The following is an 18412-nucleotide window of genomic DNA, read 5'->3' as shown; positions in this document are numbered from 1 at the left end:
TTATAAAGTGATAGTGGTAAAAAGTTTATTTTCTGGGTGTAGCATAGCATGATGTCCGATACATATTTTTTCTACGCCGCGTTCCACGGCGTAAAAGCAATTGTCAATTTTCGGAATCATTCCGTCTGCGATAATACCATCCGCTAAAAATTGGGTGTAGCTTCTATTATCAATTTGTTCAATGACGGAGTTTTCATTATTAATATCTCGTAAAACGCCCTTTTTTTCAAAACAATAATATAATGTTGTCTCGTAAAATTTGCTCATATGAATAGCGATTTCTGCTGCAATCGTATCCGCATTTGTATTTAACAACTGGCCGTTACCATCATGTGTAAGGGCGCAAAAAACAGGGATCAATCCTGTTTTTAAAAGTTTGGAAAGTACCTTGGTGTTGACATCATCAATATCTCCTACAAAACCATAATCTATAGCCTCCACAGGTCTTTTATGCGCTTGAATGGTGTTGGCGTCCGCACCGCTCAAGCCAATCGCATTACATTTGAGGGACTGTAGCTGTGCCACAATGTTCTTGTTGGTCAGCCCACCATACACCATGGTAATAATTTCCAGGGTTTCTGCGTCCGTGATTCTTCGCCCGTCTATCATTTTTGAGGGAACACCCAACTTGGCGGCCAATTGCGTGGCTAATTTTCCACCACCATGAACAAGGATTTTAGGTCCTTCCATTTGGGAAAAGAGCTTTAAGAACTTCGCCAGCTCATCTTCGTTTCCAATAACGTTTCCACCTATTTTTACTACGGACAAGCTCCTCCCGTCCTCCCCCTCCCCAAAGGTTAGGTGTTTTTTATTCGTTTTTTTCATTTTTTGTATTCTTGGCCATTATCGTCATTGCAATAATCAATAAAACATTGCTAGTAGGACCCATGTAATCTTTCCAATTTGCAGTAGAGTATTCAATTCGCAACATATTTACAATAAACAAGGCCAATGCTAATAAAGCTATCACAATAAATACTATTCTTTTACGGTTCATCCTATCTTGTTTATAATTCCCCCTTTGGGGGATAGGGGGCTTAGTATTTTCTTTAAAACCAATTGCGCAGCATAAGTTCTGTTATTGGCCTGTTCGATTACCAAGCTTTGGTCGCTATCTAAAACGTCATCCGCTACCACTACATTACGTCTTACGGGCAAGCAATGCATAAATTTGGCCTTTCCCAATTTTTTTTGGGTCATCATCCAATCTTTATCCTTTTTTAAAACCTTTCCGTAATCGGAATAACTACTCCAATTTTTCACATAAATAAAATCTGCATTTTCACAAGCTTTTTTTTGGTCGTATTCAATAGTGCATCCTCTTGTAATATTGGGGTTCAGTTCATAACCTTTGGGATGGGTTATCACGAAATCGGCATCTTGCAATTGCATCATTTGAACAAAAGAATTGGCCACGGCATGCGGTAAGGCTTTTGGATGTGGTGCCCATGACAAAACTACTTTTGGCTTTTGCAGTACGTTTTTTTCTTCTATGGTAATGGCATCGGCAAGTGCCTGTAACGGATGCCCAACGGAACTTTCCATGTTCACCACAGGAACAGAAGCGTACTTTGCAAAACCATCCAGAACAATCTCAGCTTCATCTTTTTCCTTATCGGTCAAGGATGCGAAAGCACGTATTGCCACGATATCACAGAATTGTGAAACAACTCTTGCCGCCTCTTTGATATGTTCCGATTTTCCTTGATCCATCACCGCGCCATCCTCAAATTCCAATTGCCAACCTTCACTTCCAAAATTCATGACCATTACTTCCATCCCTAAATTCATAGCTGCTTTTTGGGTACTGAGACGGGTACGTAAGCTATTGTTGAAAAACAGGAGGCAAATTGTTTTTTCTTTGCCCAAACTTTTATCTGCCAACGGATTTTCTTTCAGACTTTTTGCTTCTTTTACCCATTCGGTCAAGTTATCGATATCATGTATGGAAAGATAATTTTTCATGGTGTGCTAAGCTATTATTTTGGTGAAATTACTTTTGCCGTGAAGCGCATCGGTCATAAAATTTTCTTTTAATCCGTTTACCACCCAAGTTTCAATACCTTCATTTTGTGCAATGATAGCCGCCTCTATTTTGGACTGCATACCACCGGTGCCGTGCGAGGATTTTTCAATACTAATCTCCTTTTCCAAATCCTTGATATCCGAAACTGCGGCAATTGTTTTAGAATCCCCTTTTTCTATGGATGTTTTAGTATAAATCCCATCTGTATTGGTTGCAATGATGAGCATATCTACTTTTAATAGAGCGGCAGTCAATGCCGCTAATTTATCATTGTCCCCAAATTTAATTTCGTCGGTAGCAACGGTATCGTTCTCATTTATTATGGGAATAAAGTTATTTGCAACGAGTACATTGATCGTGTTTTTGATGTTCAACTTGGATTGTGCCTTTTCAAAATCCGAATAAGAAAGCAGGCATTGTGAGGTAAACAGTCCGAGCTCCCTAAAATTTTCCTGAAAAATACGCATGAGATGGGGCTGCCCGATTGCCGCTAACGCTTGCTTTACATTAATTTCCTCTCCGTTATGTTCCAGCTTTACAAACTGTTTGGCCGCCGCAATAGCGCCCGAACTAACGATTATGAATTCATAATCCTCCTTCAGAAATGCTATTTGCCTACCAATATCCTCAATTTTCCCTCGGGAAATATGGTCGGTCTCCTTGGTCAAGGTATTGGAACCAATTTTTAATAAGATTCTTTTCTTTGCCATTTTATCTCGTTTGTCCGTTTCCTTTTACATACCACTTATTGGTAACCAAATGTTGCAAACCAATAGGTCCTCTTTGGTGTAGCTTGTCCGTACTAATGGCCAATTCTCCTCCCAGGCCAAATTGACCTCCATCTGTAAAACGAGTGGATGCATTGTGATACACCGCTGCGGTATCTACAGACTGCATAAAAGTGTTGGCAGTATCATTGTTTGCCGTAACGATTGCAGCAGAATGCCCACCTCCGTATTTGTTGATGAAAGTAATGGCTTCCTCCACATCTAGTACTTGTCCCAAGACAATTTTATAGTCCAAAAATTCTTCATACCAAACCGATTCGTCTTTCATTGGCATTGTATTTTCCAGGCCGTTCAATTTATGGTCCGTTAAAATTTCTACATTGCTCTTTTTTAATTCTTGGATGAGCTGTTGTAAAAATTTCTGTTTCCTTGGTAGGTTCTTTGAAATCAGCACTTTATCCAAGGCATTACAAGCTGATATTTTGGTTGTTTTTGCATTGATGATAATATGCAGTGCCATTTGTAAATCGGCTTCCGCATCTACGAACACGAAGTTATTGCCCCGTCCACTTACTATGACGGGACAAGTGGCATGCTGTTTTACAAAAGCGATGAGTTTTTCGCCACCTCTTGGAACAATTAAATCTAGTTTTTGGGTAGGTTTTTCAAGAAAAGCCTGTGTTTCTGTCCTGTTGAATTGGAGATAGATGACCCAGTCTGTCGCATGTCCCAAATCTTCCAAGGCTTGATGCCAAAGGTTCACTAAAATCAAGTTGCTGTTCAACGATTCCTTGCCTCCTTTTAAAAATATTTTGTTGCCCGATTTAAAAGCGATTCCAGCGGCTTCAATCGTAACATCAGGTCTTGATTCATAAATGATGAGAATGGTGCCAAAAGGAGCTGTTCTATTGCTTACCTGAATACCGTTTTCATGCGTGAAACCGAATCGTTCTACATCTAAAGGGTCAGTTGCATTGGCCAATTCTCTCAAGGATTTGACCATACCTGAAATTTTGGTGTCATCGACTTTCAATCGGTCTCTCATCGAGATGTCATCGCCGGTATAGTCCTCCAAATCGATTTGATTGGCCTTTAGAATAGCTGTTTGATGGTCAGCAACGAGTTCCGCCATTTTAGTCAATACAGCGTTTCGTTCTGTTATGTTCAGGGGTTTGTTCACTTTAGTTCTGCTTTTAGGGCGTTGAAAAATATATCGATGTGTTGCTTCGTGATATTGAGCGCGGGTAAAATTCTGAGCACATTTTTGTCTTTTGCACCACCTGTAAACAAATTTTGGTCGTAAATAAGTTTTTTACGCAGTGCCGCTACCTCAAAGCCAAGATCAAGACCAAGCATTAAGCCACGTCCTTTGACCCGTTTTACCTGTGGGATTTCTTTGGCCTTTTCATTGAAATACGTTCCAAGTTCAGCGGCATTTTGAATAAGGTTCTCGTTTTCCAGAACTTCCAAAACCGCCAAAGTTGCTACACAAGCCAAATGGTTGCCCCCAAAAGTGGTGCCTAGTAGTCCGTAAGATGCTTTAATACGATCATGAATCAGAATTCCTCCCACGGGAAAACCGTTGCCCATGCCTTTTGCAATACTTATAATGTCAGGTCGGATATCATGATGTTGAAAACCGAAAAATTTCCCACTTCTCCCAAACCCCGACTGTACTTCATCGGCAATTAGGATTACGTTGTATTCTTTGCACAGCTTTTCGATTTTTTGATAGAATTCCGTCGTAGGTTCATCCAGACCGCCAACACCTTGGATGGCTTCTAGGATTACCCCGCAAACATCCCCTTTTTTAATTTCGCTCTTAAAAACATCTATATCGTTCAGAGGAAGAATAGTTACTTTTTGTTGCTTGTTGAGCGGTGCGTTTATCTTTTCGTTATCCGTAGCGGCAACTGCAGCCGAAGTTCTGCCGTGAAACCCATTTTTAAAGGCGATGACTCTACTTTTCCCTGTCTGGAAAGAAGCCATTTTCAAGCCATTTTCATTGGCTTCCGCCCCAGAATTACATAAAAATAGATTATAGTCTTCACAGCCGGAAAGCTGCCCTAATTTGTTAGCAAGTTCTTTTTGTAAAGGATTTTGAACCGCATTGCTGTAAAAGCCAATTTTGTCCAACTGGTCTTTAAGTCGTTTTACGTAATGTGGATGTGAATGCCCTATGGAAATGACCGCGTGACCTCCATAGAAATCCAAATATTCCTGTCCCTTATCATCGGTAACCACAATTCCTTTGGCCGAAACAGGCGTTACATTATAAAAGGGATAAACATTGAATAGGTTCATATTCTTTTTATTTTTTAAGCTCTCCTCCTCGTCTGAGGAGAGGAATGAATTCCGATTTATCGGAAGAAAGGGGTGGTTGACCACGCAAACTTGCTCAATTCTGAGTAAGTTATTTTCTTTTGCTAAGGCTTACGTTTTTAGACCCCCTCCGCTTTTCCACAATAAAGTGGAAAACCACTTCCCCTCGTCTGAGGGGAGGAGCCTTAACCTTTCTATGTTGTTTTAAACTCGGTTATTTTATCAAAAGAGGCCACAATTCCCTGAATGAGCGAGGAGCTTAACCCTTGATGTTCCATTTCGTTCAATCCTTGAATCGTACAGCCCATGGGCGTGGTTACACGGTCTATTTCTTCTTCCGGATGGTTTCCTGATTCTATCAAGAGGCTTGCCGCTCCGTTACAGGTATGCATAGCCAATTCTTGAGCTTCCTTCGCATCAAAACCCAATTGAATGGCACCTTGTGTAGTAGCACGAATCAATCGCATCCAAAAAGCGATACCACTGGCACAGATGACAGTTGCCGCTTGCATTTGTTCTTCGGGAATTTCCATGGAATGTCCCATCCGGTTAAAAATGGCTTTTGCCAAGTCTATACGTTTTTTGCCCAGTGCATTCCCGCAAATACAGGTTATGGATTTACCAACGGAAATAGCGGTATTGGGCATGCTCCTAATGATACAATGGTCGGTGCCAATGGTAGCTTCAATTTTTTGAATACCGAAACCGGTAATGGCACTGATGATGACATGGTTTTCAATAAACAAATGCTTGACGTCGTTTAAAATATCTTCAAAATGCCCAGGCTGCACTGCGAAAATTAAGATATCCGAATTTTTGACCGCCTCCTGATTGTCCGAAGTAACGGTAACGTTACCGTATTTTTCAAACTCCTTGATGGATTCAGGATTCCGTTTGGTCATATACATGCTCGTGGCTCCGTTGCTATTGAGGATGCCTTTGGCTATGGCCAGACCTAGATTCCCTGTTCCTATGATTGCTATTTTCATTTATGATAGTAATTAGTAATAAGTACAGAGTATTCAGTACTCATTTCTGTTCAACAATATTTTCTTAATACTAAATACTTAGTACCCAATACTTAATACACTCCCGCTTTTAAATTCAATCCTAAATCTTCTTCCAACCCAAAAATGAGGTTCATGTTCTGTACTGCCTGTCCAGACGCTCCTTTTAAAAGGTTATCAATGGCCGAGGTAATTAAAAGAACATTTTCATGTTTATGAAGATGTACATGACACTGATTGGTATTAACCACTTGTTTTAGATGTATGGGTTCTTCCGCGACTTGGGTAAACAATGCATCTCTATAAAAATTTTGATACAGTATTTTAGCCTCTTCCAGACTACCTGAAAAATCAGTGTAGCAAGTGGCAAAAATACCCCTGCTGAAATCGCCTCTATTTGGGAGAAATAAAAGAGTCCCAGTGTTATTTTGTAACGATTGTAGGCTCTCGTTGATTTCGCCTAAATGTTGGTGTGTAAAGGGCTTATACCATGAGGCATTGTTGTTTCGCCAACTAAAATGGGTGGTAGCCATTGGTTTTACGCCTGCGCCCGTACTGCCCGTTACTGCATTTATGTGTACGGTGCCGTTTAACTTTTGAGCCTTTGCCAGAGGTAAAAGTGCCAGTTGAATTGCTGTAGCGAAACACCCCGGATTGGCTATATTCTGTGCATCTTCAATCTGATTTCTGTTTAATTCGGGCAATCCATAAACAAATGCTTTTCCATCGGGATTGGCATCGGCCCGTAATCTGAAATCATTACTTAAATCGATGATTTTTGTATCGGTCGAAAAAAGATGTTCTTTTAAAAAGGAAGTCGAATTACCATGCCCCAGACAAAGGAAAACCACATCTACATGCAGATTGACCTTATCCGTAAAATTCAATTCCGTAGTGCCCAGTACATCTGGATGAGCGGATGTAATGGGTTTTCCAGCTCTTGTGGTGCTGTATACGAAATCTATTTCCACTCCGGGATGGTTGAGAAGAATTCGTATGAGTTCCCCGCCCGTATATCCTGAACCGCCAATAATCCCTGCTTTGATCATATCTTCAAAATTCAAATTGAAACACAAAATTCAAATTCAATACGCTAAAATTGCATTTGATTTTGACATTTATATTTTTTATTTCGTATTGTTCTTTCTTATCAACTACTCGGTACCCCCTTTGGGGGCTTGGGGGCTATTCACGTGATTATAAATTTTCCCTGCATTGGATTGTATCTTAATGAAGCCTTTGGCCTCATCTGCCGACCAACCTTTGTTCATTTCGCCATAACTTCCAAAAGAAGCGTTCATTAGATCATGGTCGGAAGAAATTCCGTTCAATCGAAACTGAAAAGGATATAAACTCACAAATACGTCACCTGAAACGGTCTTTTGGGTATCGGTCAGGAAAGCTTCAATGTTTCGCATTACGGGATCCAAATAATTGCCTTCGTGCAATAACATCCCATAGAAATTCCCCTGTTGTTCTTTTTGGAATTGTTGCCATTTGGATAAAGTGTGCTTTTCCAACAAATGATGCGCTTTTATAATCAAAAGAGCTGCAGCGGCCTCAAAACCAACACGGCCCTTAATACCGATAATGGTATCGCCCACATGAATATCCCTGCCAATGGCGTATTTGGAGGCCATTTTTTCAAGTTTTTCAATATTGGCGACAGGATTATCTTTTTGATCATCAATGGCAATCAGTTCCCCTTTTTCAAAGGTCAACTTCACATCTTGCGGCTCTTTTTTCTGTAATTGACTTGGGTAAGCCGAATCCGGTAAGGGCTTTTCTGAAGTCAGGGTTTCCTCGCCACCAACAGATGTTCCCCACAGCCCTTTGTTTATGGAGTATTTGGCTTTTTCCCAAGAGTAATCCACCCCATTTTGTTTTAGATATTCTATTTCGGCTTCTCTAGATAGCTTGTTGTCCCTAATGGGAGTGATGATTTCAATTTCAGGTGCAATAATTTGAAAAATCATATCGAACCGTACTTGGTCATTGCCCGCACCCGTACTGCCATGGGCAATATATTTTGCGCCTACTTTTTTGGCATAGTTTACAATTTCTATGGCTTGGACAATTCGCTCCGCACTTACGGATAACGGATAGGTGTTGTTTTTGAGGACATTTCCAAAAATGAGGTATTTCACGACCTTGTCATAGAAGGTCCGTACCGCGTCGATAGAAGTGTAGGAGGTTGCTCCCAGTTGAATCGCTTTTTCTTCAATGGTCTTGATTTCTTCAGGGGAAAATCCACCTGTATTTACACTTACGGCATGTACTTCAAAACCCTTGTCCTTACTTAAATATTTGGCACAATAACTGGTGTCCAAACCGCCGCTATAGGCTAAAACTAATTTTTTCATTTCATTTTCTTTTTAAGGAATAAATTTTCCTTTATACTCTTTAATCTCTTGAATGCCTTCCCATTTATCTTTTTGTCTTCTTTGGATTTTGTGGCCGAGTCGTATAACATTCCTGTACATAGACACATCTTTTGCTCTGTTCTCGTTAAAACATCAAAGTTTTTACAGGTTTGGCAACCTTTCCAAAACTCGGGATCATCCGTGAGTTCGGAAAAAGTGACCGGTTTATATCCTAACTCATAATTGATTTTCATTACGGGCAGTCCGGTAGTGATTCCGAAGATTTTGGCATCGGGGAATTTTTTTATGGAAAGTTCAAAAATGGCCTTTTTGATTTTTTTGGCCAATCCCTGATTTCTATAATCCGGATGTACAATGAGTCCGGAATTGGCCACGAATTTCTCATGCCCCCAGACTTCTATATAACAGAAACCTGCAAAAACCTCCCCATCCAAAGCAATGATGGCATTGCCGTTTTCAAGCTTTTTACGAATATAGTCCGGGGTGCGTTTGGCAATGCCCGTGCCCCTCACCGTAGCGGAATCCGCTATGGTGTCGCAAATGATTTGTGCGTAGTTAAAATGTGATGTATTAGCAACAACTAAATTCATTGCTATTGGATTTTAAGCGGTAAAAAATAAAATGTGATTATTGTCTTGCGGAAATGGACTCACCTATTTCCATAAAATATATAGTACCCTTACGGGCGACGGCGGCGTGCGAACGGACGTGTGGGAGCGTTATTGCTCAAAGAAGTAAATATGTGTATTTGTTCGTTCATTATGAATCAAATGTACAAATTATATTAAACTGACCTAAGACAACGCCAAATTTTTACAAAAACTTCATGTTTTGTTACGATGTGCAACAATTTCATAAACCAAAAAGGCATATACTGATAAATATTCAATGGAGAGCAACCAAAGATTTTCCTTGAAGTAAGCTCTGGAATATGCATAATAGCTTAAAATGATTACTGCGGACCATAGTATAGCAAATCTATATTTTGTAAAAATAGTGAGGACTACCAAGAAGCTTATGTACCACGGGTGAACCGTAGCAGACATCAAATAATAAATGGTCAAAATCCATAACATGGAGGATAGTAACACCGTCAGGTTCTGGTTTTTTCTCAAAAAAGTAAATAGAAAAACTACAGTAATAGTAACGACGGGTGTAATCTTACCATAGGTTTTGATAAGTTCCCAGGGTTTGGCATCGAGTTGAATCCCAATATGTTTTATGGCGTTCCAAAGTCCTGCATTGAATTCAAAATTGGAGAACCAGAGCCCAATGGTCTTGGAATAGTTGTTGATGAAATCCGATGAATAGAATGGCGCGAACAAGGTTAATGAAGTAAGGCCGATAATAATGTAAAACAGAATACTTCTCTTAAAACCAAAATGCTTTAGAAAAAGGGGCAGAAAAATTAAGGGAACCAATTTAACCGATATGGAACAGGCCAAAACTACGGCGGCCCATTGCCATTTTTGAATGGACAATAAATAAATGGCCCATACAAAGAAAAGAAGCATCACTCCTTCAAAGTGAAGATTTCCAGTCAGTTCTATAATAATCAACGGATTTAGAAAATACCAAAAGATCAAATGCGGAGAGCGGTTTAGATTTTTTAAAAGTTTCCTGCCAAAATAGAAAATGCCAATATCCGCGAGAATAATCATGATTCGCATTGCCATAACCGAACCTAAAATACTTTTTCCGCCTAGCAGTGCAGCAATTGCAAATATCATCTGGTTCAATGGGGGGTAATTGCTAAAATGCCTCGCACTCAGGCTTCCCATACCGTTATATAGCTCTTGGGCGTTGGCGATGACCAAATGTGGCTGTTCTATTAGGGTGTTCGGGATGTTCAAATATGGATTGATGAAATGAATCACCAGTTCACCGTCCCATATAAATCGATAAAAATCTTGGGAAAGATTGGGTTCCCCGAACAGAAATATTAAACGAAATACGATGCCAACACCCAATAGAAATTTAAAGTTCCATTTTTCAAATTGAATGAGTTTGTAGCATAAAATAAAAAGTGCCGTAAAAAGAGTAAGGAGTTTGATGAAGTCCGTTCGTACCAGATGATGGGCGAAAACGAAATAAAAAACCGCGCTCAAAAATGCCAGTGCTATCGAAACTTTGTGCAGTTTCAAATATGTAATAGCTCTTTTAGGCATTTTGGTCAGGATATTGGCTGACTGCTAAAATAGTATATTTTAAAGAAGAGAATTATGCCCTGGCCGTAAGCGACTTTACAAAAACATATCCAAAACCAAGAAATAACATAAAGTGGAACGGGAAGAGTCCAAAATCATTCAATGGAATAGCACTGTACATTCCAAATAAGAAGTACACCATTAGCGCAAATTCCAGTATCATGTTCGGGGATAATTTTTTTGCCAAGTATTTATTGCCTTTCCAAGTTTCCTTGAGGCTATTGATGTTAAATTTAGGGGTGCGTACAAATTCGCTTCGTTTGCCCATGTGACCTTCCAAAACGGCAATGGAGTTGTGCAAGGAAAATCCTAATGCCACGGAGAAAAAGGTAAAGAAAATACGAATGTAGTCAACAAAGCTGTTAAAGCCACTTCCCTGTATGCTCTTATAGGTAAACCAATAGCATACAAACAATATAATGGTACTCAAAATAAAGAAGCTGGTAGCTTCAAAAACCCATCCCAAATGGCCGTACATATTTTTAATGTACAACATGGGAATACTCAATAACGCTACGATAAATACACAAAGAAACATAGAGCTGTTCAACAAGTGCATTACGCCATGAAACTTTGTTTTGAAGGGAATGTTTTTAGCGGTAATAACGCTCCAAACCGTTTTTCTAAAATTCTCCGCACCACCTTTGTTCCAACGGAATTGCTGCGAACGTGCCGCGCTAATGACCACGGGGAGTTCAGCTGGTGTTTCTACATCTTCCAAATATTTGAACTTCCAGTTTTTTAATTGGGCACGGTAGCTTAGATCCAAATCCTCGGTCAACGTATCGCCTTCCCAGTTTCCGGCATCTAGGATACATTCCTTTCGCCATATCCCGGCGGTACCGTTAAAATTGATAAAATGTCCTTTCGCATTCCTACCTACCTGTTCCAATGTAAAATGGGCATCCAATGCAAACGCTTGGATTTTAGTTAAAGTAGAATAGTCTCGGTTAATGTGTCCCCAACGGGTCTGTACCACTCCAATTTCTTCGTCCTTGAAGTAAATAACGGTTTTCTTTAACCAGTCCGGAGAGGGTAGAAAATCCGCATCAAATATGGCAACAAAATCGCCCTTCGCTATTTCCAGACCTTCTTTTAGGGCTCCTGCTTTATAACCTATGCGATTCTCTCTGCGGATGTGCTCAATATCCAAGCCTGTTTCCTTTAATTCCGCTATTCTTTCCGCGGTAATGGTCACTGAGTCATCGGTAGAATCATCCAGCACCTGAATTTCCAATTTACTTTTGGGATATTCTATTTTTGCAATATTCTCCAACAAACGCTCCATAACATATTCCTCATTATACACAGGAAGTTGAATGGTAACATAGGGTATTTCCTTTGGGTCTAATAAGTTGAACTTGGGAGCGGATTGGTTTTGCCTTTTTTGCCCTAAATAATTTATCAATAAATTCAATTGTGCCAAGGCATAAAAGAAGATGAGTACTAACGAAATACTGTAAATCGCAATGATGATGTAAGAGATTGTTAGTGCCATATTATTTAAAACTATATTTAAATATCCAACTCAATATTTTTATGCCGGCAAATATACTACCTTTTACCGTACCTGATACTTTGGAAATACCAATTCTTTTCTTGTAACGTACTGGTACTTCGGTATATGTCATTTTTTTTCGTAACACTTTCAATTGCATTTCAACGGTCCATCCGTAGGTCTTATCTTCCATTTCCAATTCTTTGAGCTTTTTGTATTTAATCGCTCTAAAAGGACCCAAATCGGTAAAATTAGCTCTAAAAAACAGACGCATTAAAAATGTTGCAAGCCAGTTTCCAAAAACCTGTTGCGGTGTCATGGAACCTGCTTCACGTAATTTTTTTCTTCTTGCACCTATGACAAAATCTATATCATCTTGCAAAATTGGAGCTACCACTTTATCCAATTCTTCGGGATAGTCGGAATAGTCTCCGTCAATAAATACGATAATATCCGGTGCTTTAGATTGTTTGGCAATATAATCCATGCCTTTGAGACAAGCATATCCATACCCTTTTCTATTTTCCGTAAGTACGGTAGCTCCTGCTTTTCGGGCATTTTCCACCGTTTCATCCGTAGAATCATTATTGACGACAATAATTTCCGAAACGGAGTCCGGAAGTTCTTTTATCACATGCTCAATGGAGTTCGCTTCGTTAAAAGCTGGAATGATTACCTTTATATCCGCCATTATTTTAAGTCGGATAAACTGTTTTCGCTCTTAAAAGCGCTAAAACTTGTCCATTCCTTGATTTTTTTACCATTGCTGTATTTTTCTGCGGAAGTTAACTTTTCGTTCTTGTATTTTAGACAGTAACCATTTTTAACGCCCATGTTCAGCTGGCATTTATGGTTGATGCGCCCTTGTTTGTCATAAAAAATCCACCAATCTACCTTATCGTCATTTTTATAATGACCCTCTTTGGTGCGCACTCTGTTTTCGTCGTAAAAATACCAATAGCTTTCTCGTTTGTTATATTTATAATGCCCTTGCTCTGAAAGATGACCGTTCTTATGATAGAATTTCCAGTACCCTGTTTTTACGTTGAAGCGCAACCAACCTTCCGACTTTAGTTTACCATTGTCATGGTAGGTCTTTTGATAGATTTTGTTATCATCTGAAGAAATACCATTGCCAATAAAAAAGGCAAACAGCATATATGTGATGATTTTAATAGACATATCTTATTTACGGTTTACAAGGTCCATAAGGTCTACATCATTTCCTAAAAGTACCTGCGTTGGATTAATACGTCCTTTTTCCGGACCGTTCTCCAATTTAAGTACGCCTCTTGGGCATACTGCGGAACAAACCCCACAACCTACGCAACTTGAACGAATAATGTTTTCGCCTTTTTGGGCATAGGCTCTAACATCTATACCCTGTTCACAATAGGTAGAGCAATTACCACAGGAAATGCATTGTCCGCCATTGGTCGTAATTCTAAAACGAGATTTAAAACGTTGTACAAAACCTAAATAAGCTGCCAACGGACAACCAAAACGGCACCAGACCCTGTTCCCAAAAATGGGATAAAAACCTGTTCCGATAACTCCTGCAAAAACGGAACCAATCAGTAAACTATAGGTGTTCTGAACCCCGGAAGTTTTAAAACCGAGCACCGTTCCCGTTTCCGAAAAGAAACTATATAAGGTCATTCCGGTCATGATCAAGGCAAATAAAAGCACGCCGTGGATCAACCAGCGCTCTATTTTCCATGAAAAGAGCGATTTGCTGGAATGCTGGCGATAGGGGTCGCCCAAGGTTTCGGCCAATCCTCCACAGCCGCAGACCCAGGAGCAATACCATCGTTTTCCAAAGAAATAGACCATAACGGGAACAACGACCAAAGTCAATACAATTCCCCATACCAGAATAAACATTCCGATGCCACCACTATTGATCAACGATTTTAAATTCCATTGAAAAAAGAAATCATAGTCTAACGGAAAGGCATTCTTAAAATCATAGTAGGGCATTTGCAGGCGCACCATAATTTCCGGAATCAGAAAGGCAAATACAATTTGAAAGAACAATACCGAAGTGGTACGTACCATTTGGTACATGTTATGCCGGTACTTTATGTACATTCTAACGGCCATGACGGTCATGACTACACAGTACATAAATCCGTAAACGAACCAATGTCCTGCTGGATTACCACTTAAACTTTCACTGATAGGGTCCACGAGGTAAGTCCAGTTTACGGCATACTCCGATCGGAAATAAAGGATGAGGTAAAACCCGACCAAAAAGATAAAGACCAGCCATGCTACCCAACCTCTATTGGTGCTGCTTTTATGATATATGCCATCATTTTTAATGCCTTTTTGACCTAAGAGTACCACATTGGGAACAATGAACATAAGCGCGCCAATGATTCCCAATCCAAAGGTCAGAAACCACATTAAGCCTTTATTTTCTACAATAAAACCACTGCCGGACTTTTTGCCAAGCTCGGCGGCCATGTCATGTGGTTTGGTATAAATTACTTTTTTGTATTCTTTGTTTTTGCGGTGTTGTGCATTGGCTGTTTCTAACGCTGTTGTGATATTCGGTGCAAACGATAGCATTCCCTCAAAGTCCTTCCCAACTACATTTTGTTGAATATTAGTAATAAACACATCACTTTTTATTTTTTTTTGAGTTACAAATTCCTGAAAAATTTCAGGGGTGACTTTGTATGTGCCGATAACAGGCAATATCGTAAAGATGGAGAGCCCAATCAAGAAAATTACCAGTCCTATATTTTTAATTGCTTTCATCAAAAATGTTTTATTTTCATTCCGACAGGGGCCGGAATCTTTTTGTTTTTACTTTAGAATTAGGTCTCGACTGCGCTCGACCTGATACAGTAACTATGCGTTGCTAAATATTCGTTTCCAACTTTTTTTCTTTGGCGAGATAGACGTTCCAAACTCGGTATTGTATTTGGACACAATTTCGTTCTCGTATTGCTTATAAAATTCAGGATCAAAATTGGCATCTTTTAGGTGTTCCATAACATAATCTACGGTACGTTCTTCGGTCAACCATCTGTCAAAAATTTCATGGCGCATTCGCATACCAAAAGTGTTAATGCCCAAGAATAATTTTGATTCATTATGAAATGCGATGGTGATACAGATTTTCTCAGTGCTATGCCGCCAATGAAAGTGCTGCTCGTATTCTTTTTTGCCTTTTTCACTGAATACCCAACCATAGGTTTGATATTCAACATCCAAAAATTTAGCGGAATTGAACCAATGACCCGGTTTATACTCCGTTGGATTACCGCAAAGCGTTTGCGCCAAGGTTTCACCCATCATTCTACCGGTATACCATACCGCTTCTATAGGCCTTCTATTACCTATGGCCTCGTGCTGCTCTGCACAATCCCCGATAGCATAAATATCTTTTGCGCTGGTTTCCAATAACCTGTTGACCTTAACGCCTCTTCCTAGTTCAATTCCTGATTCTTTTAAAAAATCTATGTTCGGGGAAACGCCAGCCGTAAGTCCGACCACATCACACTCAATGGTATCGCCTTTATCCGTGGTTACGGCTTTTGCCCTGCCATTTTCATCCGCAAGGATTTCAACAAGATTTGTTTCCAAGCGTAAATCAATATGATGTTCCAAAATATGCTCATTGATCAGGGCCGATTCCCCTTTTGGTAACACTCCGTTCCAAAAACTGGTTTCGCGAACCAGAAAAGTAACCGGTATTTTTCTACTTCTGAGCATCTCTGCCATTTCTATGCCTATGAGTCCTCCACCAACGATTACAGCTCGTTTACAGGTCTCTTTGTTAGGGGCGTTTTTTTCAAGTGCATCCAGGTCCTGTTTTGAGTAGAGCCCTTGGACACCGTCTAAATCCTGTCCGGGCCATCCGAATTTGTTAGGTTTTGACCCAGTGGCAATCACCAGTTTGTCATAGTCAATGGCTTTCCCGTCCGACAAAATTATTTTCTTGTCTTCCGCCATGATCGTATTTACATAGCCCTTGACCAAATCTATCCTGTTCTTTTTCCAGAACCAATTTTCGTAGGGCTGCGTATGCTCAAATTTCATGTGGCCCATATAAACGTACATCAGTGCAGTTCGTGAGAAGAAATAATCTGTTTCGGCAGAAACGATAGTAATTTTTTTATCGGAGAGTTTCCTAATATGTCGGGCCACGGTTACTCCAGAAATACCATTACCAATAATGACGATATGTTCCATAATTATTTAATTGGTGTTCGTTGTGTCGTTCTTAAAGATAATACTTAACAATATTTTGGTGAACTTCTTTGTTTTTTTCTTTTTGTGAATTGGATTGTTAGAACGTACCTAAAGATCAAGAATTTGTGATAGCTCTGTGATAATTTAACCGGAATTTCGCCTCGCAAAAAAATAGATAGTAACACGTATTCAAGTATTATGGATACCTATTATAGTAAACGGTATTAAATTCTAAAATAAATCATAAAAAACGAAACGAATGTAGGGTTTTAAAAATGCTTGCGACAGAGTAGCAAGTTATAGCCGATTGAAAATCAATTAAATAATAACATGATGAAAAAAATAACCTTAATAGCGATTTTCTTAAGCTTTGCCTTTGGCAATGCACAAAGTACCGCTGAATATTTTACAAAGGCGGATAGTTTTTTAAAGGCCAATGTATCCAATGGAAGAGTGGCTTACAAGAATATAAAAGCAGACCCTTCGGGAATCAATAATTTACTGGATATGGCGAAAGCCATAAGGGTTTCCAAAACCGATGCAAACACCTATCAGGCCTTTTGGATAAATACCTATAATCTTTTGGTCATCAAAAGTGTTCTGGATAATTATCCCTTAAAATCACCTTTGGATGTTGCCGGTTTCTTTGATAAGACGAAACATGATGTAGGTGGAGAAAACATTACGCTAAATGATATTGAAAATAAATTACTTCGTGGAAACTTCCCATCGGAATCAAGATTTCACTTCGTGTTGGTATGCGCCGGGTTGGGTTGTCCTCCCATTATAGCATCGGCCTACAAACCAAGTACGTTGGATGCGCAATTACAGAAACAAACTGTGAAAGCGATCAACGATCCCAACTTTATCCAAGTAAATAAGAACAAAGTAAAAGTATCTCAAATCTTTGAGTGGTATAAAGGAGATTTTACACAAAACGGTAAAAATCTAGTGGACTACTTAAATACCTATAAAAAAGAGCAATTACCTGAAAAAAGTAAGGTCTCTTACTATCCATATGATTGGACTTTGAACGAAGCCAAGTAAAAACAATAAAACAACAACGTAAAAACTTTAAAATGAAATCATTGTACAGGAATTTAATTCTTGCGGGAACTCTTTTAGCCTTTTTTGGCGGAATGGCGCAAGACAGTTTAAAACAAAAAAGTAATATTCAACAATACACCCCTTCAAAATTAATAGAGAAAGGGCAAGTGGATATTAAATGGTTCAACAACCTCTATACACAAACTAAAAGTACCTTCTCAGAAGGGACTGAACCAAGGCAGACTTTTTTTACGTCTACTTTTGAATTCTATACAGGTGTTGGAAATAATAAAAGGGTAAACCTCGGATTGATCGCTAGACTACGTTCAAATGTAATTTCAAATCGCGGTGCTTTAGAAGTATTTTCTTTTGATGGTGAAGAAGGTACTGCAAGATCAGGTCTTACAGCAATAGCCCCTTCCATTAAATTTGTGCCTTTTGCTTCTCTGAGTAACTTTTCCATTCAGAGTTCCATCTTTATTCCATTAATAGATAATGAAAGTGAAGATGGAGCTTTGGATACCGGTTTTAATAGAATTAGAGAGTCCGTTTTCCTAGAGCAAAATGGTTTTGTATGGCAAAACCGTTTGTTTTATGACTATACCTTTCCTGGCGATAAATGGCAATTATTCTCAGAACTGACTACTGAAATTAATTTTGGTAAGTCGGCTGTACAAGATTCTGCTGGTAATACTATCGAAGGAAGCTTTGCCAACAATAGTTTAAACATTAACCCAGGTATCTTTTTAAGCTATTTTCCAAGCTCAAAATTCACGGTCTTGGTCTTGGCACAACATTCACAACGTTTGGATTTGGGAAATGAATTTACACAAGATTTTACGGCTTTGGGCGGTGGTGCTAAATACCAACTGACCGATGCCTTGAACCTAGAGGCCTTGTACACCAATTTTGTTCGTGGTAGCAACACCGGTTTGGGAGAAACTTTTAACATAGGATTACGGGCCATTTTTTAAGAGTGATGCACAA

Annotated in this window: 18 protein-coding genes; 2 read left to right on the top strand and 16 right to left on the bottom strand. The window is 39.4% G+C overall.

Annotated features, from left to right (window positions below; genetic code table 11):
* The 16 genes from argB to ACKWBX_RS12305 all read right to left on the bottom strand — a co-directional run bounded on the left by argB (position 1) and on the right by ACKWBX_RS12305 (position 16378).
* Entirely contained in the window at positions 1–825 is an 825-nt protein-coding gene (argB, locus tag ACKWBX_RS12380; protein WP_413969012.1) for an acetylglutamate kinase, read from the bottom strand.
* Positions 809–997 (bottom strand): hypothetical protein, encoded by a 189-nt coding sequence (locus ACKWBX_RS12375; protein WP_413969011.1) that lies wholly within the window; start codon positions 995–997, stop codon positions 809–811. The genes argB and ACKWBX_RS12375 overlap by 17 nt, the downstream gene beginning before the upstream one ends.
* Positions 994–1965 (bottom strand): Rossmann-fold NAD(P)-binding domain-containing protein, encoded by a 972-nt coding sequence (locus tag ACKWBX_RS12370; protein WP_413969010.1) that lies wholly within the window; start codon positions 1963–1965, stop codon positions 994–996. Before ACKWBX_RS12370 ends, ACKWBX_RS12375 begins: the two co-directional genes overlap by 4 nt.
* A 6-nt stretch (positions 1966–1971) precedes the next feature.
* Positions 1972–2736, bottom strand: a complete 765-nt coding sequence (proB, locus tag ACKWBX_RS12365) for a glutamate 5-kinase (protein WP_413969009.1) — start codon at positions 2734–2736, stop codon at positions 1972–1974.
* Between the two features lies 1 nt (position 2737).
* Positions 2738–3934 carry a glutamate-5-semialdehyde dehydrogenase gene (locus ACKWBX_RS12360; RefSeq protein ID WP_413969008.1) on the bottom strand — a complete coding sequence of 399 codons (1197 nt, stop codon included), beginning with the start codon at positions 3932–3934 and terminating at the stop codon, positions 2738–2740.
* Positions 3931–5058, bottom strand: a complete 1128-nt coding sequence (locus ACKWBX_RS12355; protein WP_413969007.1) for an aspartate aminotransferase family protein — start codon at positions 5056–5058, stop codon at positions 3931–3933. The genes ACKWBX_RS12360 and ACKWBX_RS12355 overlap by 4 nt, the downstream gene beginning before the upstream one ends.
* A 212-nt stretch (positions 5059–5270) precedes the next feature.
* Positions 5271–6065 carry a pyrroline-5-carboxylate reductase gene (gene proC, locus ACKWBX_RS12350; RefSeq protein WP_413969006.1) on the bottom strand — a complete coding sequence of 265 codons (795 nt, stop codon included), beginning with the start codon at positions 6063–6065 and terminating at the stop codon, positions 5271–5273.
* 92 nt (positions 6066–6157) lie between these two features.
* Complete coding sequence (gene argC, locus ACKWBX_RS12345; protein ID WP_413969005.1) at positions 6158–7132, bottom strand: N-acetyl-gamma-glutamyl-phosphate reductase; 975 nt, start codon at positions 7130–7132, stop codon at positions 6158–6160.
* A gap of 105 nt (positions 7133–7237) precedes the next feature.
* Entirely contained in the window at positions 7238–8446 is a 1209-nt protein-coding gene (gene argG / locus ACKWBX_RS12340) for an argininosuccinate synthase (RefSeq protein ID WP_413969004.1), read from the bottom strand.
* Positions 8443–9057 carry a GNAT family N-acetyltransferase gene (locus ACKWBX_RS12335; RefSeq protein WP_413969003.1) on the bottom strand — a complete coding sequence of 205 codons (615 nt, stop codon included), beginning with the start codon at positions 9055–9057 and terminating at the stop codon, positions 8443–8445. Before ACKWBX_RS12335 ends, argG begins: the two co-directional genes overlap by 4 nt.
* Before the next feature lie 234 nt (positions 9058–9291).
* Positions 9292–10635 (bottom strand): mannosyltransferase, encoded by a 1344-nt coding sequence (locus tag ACKWBX_RS12330; protein WP_413969002.1) that lies wholly within the window; start codon positions 10633–10635, stop codon positions 9292–9294.
* A 52-nt stretch (positions 10636–10687) separates the two neighbouring features.
* Entirely contained in the window at positions 10688–12172 is a 1485-nt protein-coding gene (locus ACKWBX_RS12325; RefSeq protein ID WP_413969001.1) for a cellulose synthase family protein, read from the bottom strand.
* Between the two features lies 1 nt (position 12173).
* On the bottom strand, positions 12174–12863 hold the full coding sequence (locus ACKWBX_RS12320) for a glycosyltransferase family 2 protein (RefSeq protein WP_413969000.1): 690 nt from the start codon (positions 12861–12863) through the stop codon (positions 12174–12176).
* The gene (locus tag ACKWBX_RS12315; protein WP_413968999.1) at positions 12863–13354 is read right to left on the bottom strand and encodes a toxin-antitoxin system YwqK family antitoxin; all 492 of its coding nucleotides are present in this window, start codon (positions 13352–13354) and stop codon (positions 12863–12865) included. The genes ACKWBX_RS12320 and ACKWBX_RS12315 overlap by 1 nt, the downstream gene beginning before the upstream one ends.
* A 3-nt stretch (positions 13355–13357) precedes the next feature.
* Positions 13358–14938: a 4Fe-4S binding protein gene (locus ACKWBX_RS12310; protein WP_413968998.1), complete on the bottom strand. Its 1581-nt coding sequence runs from the start codon at positions 14936–14938 to the stop codon at positions 13358–13360.
* Positions 14939–15031: 93 nt separating this feature from the next.
* Positions 15032–16378, bottom strand: a complete 1347-nt coding sequence (locus ACKWBX_RS12305; protein ID WP_413968997.1) for an NAD(P)/FAD-dependent oxidoreductase — start codon at positions 16376–16378, stop codon at positions 15032–15034.
* Between the two features lie 333 nt (positions 16379–16711).
* On the opposite strand from ACKWBX_RS12305, the gene ACKWBX_RS12300 reads away from it, so the two are divergent.
* Positions 16712–17425, top strand: a complete 714-nt coding sequence (locus ACKWBX_RS12300) for a DUF547 domain-containing protein (RefSeq protein ID WP_413968996.1) — start codon at positions 16712–16714, stop codon at positions 17423–17425.
* Between the two features lie 32 nt (positions 17426–17457).
* The gene (locus ACKWBX_RS12295) at positions 17458–18399 is read left to right on the top strand and encodes a hypothetical protein (RefSeq protein ID WP_413968995.1); all 942 of its coding nucleotides are present in this window, start codon (positions 17458–17460) and stop codon (positions 18397–18399) included.
* The last annotated feature ends 13 nt before the right edge of the window (positions 18400–18412 follow it).

Origin of the sequence: Maribacter algae, assembly GCF_047345745.1 — a bacterium.
Lineage (GTDB): Bacteria > Bacteroidota > Bacteroidia > Flavobacteriales > Flavobacteriaceae > Maribacter.
Note: the sequence above shows the minus strand (reverse complement) of the source record. Positions and strands in the feature narration are given on the sequence as shown.

Excerpts from the sequence above, each read along its gene's own strand:
- proC (WP_413969006.1), bottom strand. The coding sequence starts at position 6,065 with ATGAAAATAGCAATCATAGGAACAGGGAATCTAGGTCTGGCCATAGCC.
- ACKWBX_RS12320 (WP_413969000.1), bottom strand. The coding sequence starts at position 12,863 with ATGGCGGATATAAAGGTAATCATTCCAGCTTTTAACGAAGCGAACTCC.
- proB (WP_413969009.1), bottom strand. The coding sequence starts at position 2,736 with ATGGCAAAGAAAAGAATCTTATTAAAAATTGGTTCCAATACCTTGACC.
- ACKWBX_RS12295 (WP_413968995.1), top strand. The coding sequence starts at position 17,458 with ATGAAATCATTGTACAGGAATTTAATTCTTGCGGGAACTCTTTTAGCC.
- ACKWBX_RS12375 (WP_413969011.1), bottom strand. The coding sequence starts at position 997 with ATGAACCGTAAAAGAATAGTATTTATTGTGATAGCTTTATTAGCATTG.
- ACKWBX_RS12355 (WP_413969007.1), bottom strand. The coding sequence starts at position 5,058 with ATGAACCTATTCAATGTTTATCCCTTTTATAATGTAACGCCTGTTTCG.
- ACKWBX_RS12305 (WP_413968997.1), bottom strand. The coding sequence starts at position 16,378 with ATGGAACATATCGTCATTATTGGTAATGGTATTTCTGGAGTAACCGTG.
- ACKWBX_RS12315 (WP_413968999.1), bottom strand. The coding sequence starts at position 13,354 with ATGTCTATTAAAATCATCACATATATGCTGTTTGCCTTTTTTATTGGC.
- argB (WP_413969012.1), bottom strand. The coding sequence starts at position 825 with ATGAAAAAAACGAATAAAAAACACCTAACCTTTGGGGAGGGGGAGGAC.
- ACKWBX_RS12300 (WP_413968996.1), top strand. The coding sequence starts at position 16,712 with ATGAAAAAAATAACCTTAATAGCGATTTTCTTAAGCTTTGCCTTTGGC.
- argG (WP_413969004.1), bottom strand. The coding sequence starts at position 8,446 with ATGAAAAAATTAGTTTTAGCCTATAGCGGCGGTTTGGACACCAGTTAT.
- ACKWBX_RS12370 (WP_413969010.1), bottom strand. The coding sequence starts at position 1,965 with ATGAAAAATTATCTTTCCATACATGATATCGATAACTTGACCGAATGG.
- argC (WP_413969005.1), bottom strand. The coding sequence starts at position 7,132 with ATGATCAAAGCAGGGATTATTGGCGGTTCAGGATATACGGGCGGGGAA.
- ACKWBX_RS12335 (WP_413969003.1), bottom strand. The coding sequence starts at position 9,057 with ATGAATTTAGTTGTTGCTAATACATCACATTTTAACTACGCACAAATC.
- ACKWBX_RS12330 (WP_413969002.1), bottom strand. The coding sequence starts at position 10,635 with ATGCCTAAAAGAGCTATTACATATTTGAAACTGCACAAAGTTTCGATA.
- ACKWBX_RS12325 (WP_413969001.1), bottom strand. The coding sequence starts at position 12,172 with ATGGCACTAACAATCTCTTACATCATCATTGCGATTTACAGTATTTCG.
- ACKWBX_RS12310 (WP_413968998.1), bottom strand. The coding sequence starts at position 14,938 with ATGAAAGCAATTAAAAATATAGGACTGGTAATTTTCTTGATTGGGCTC.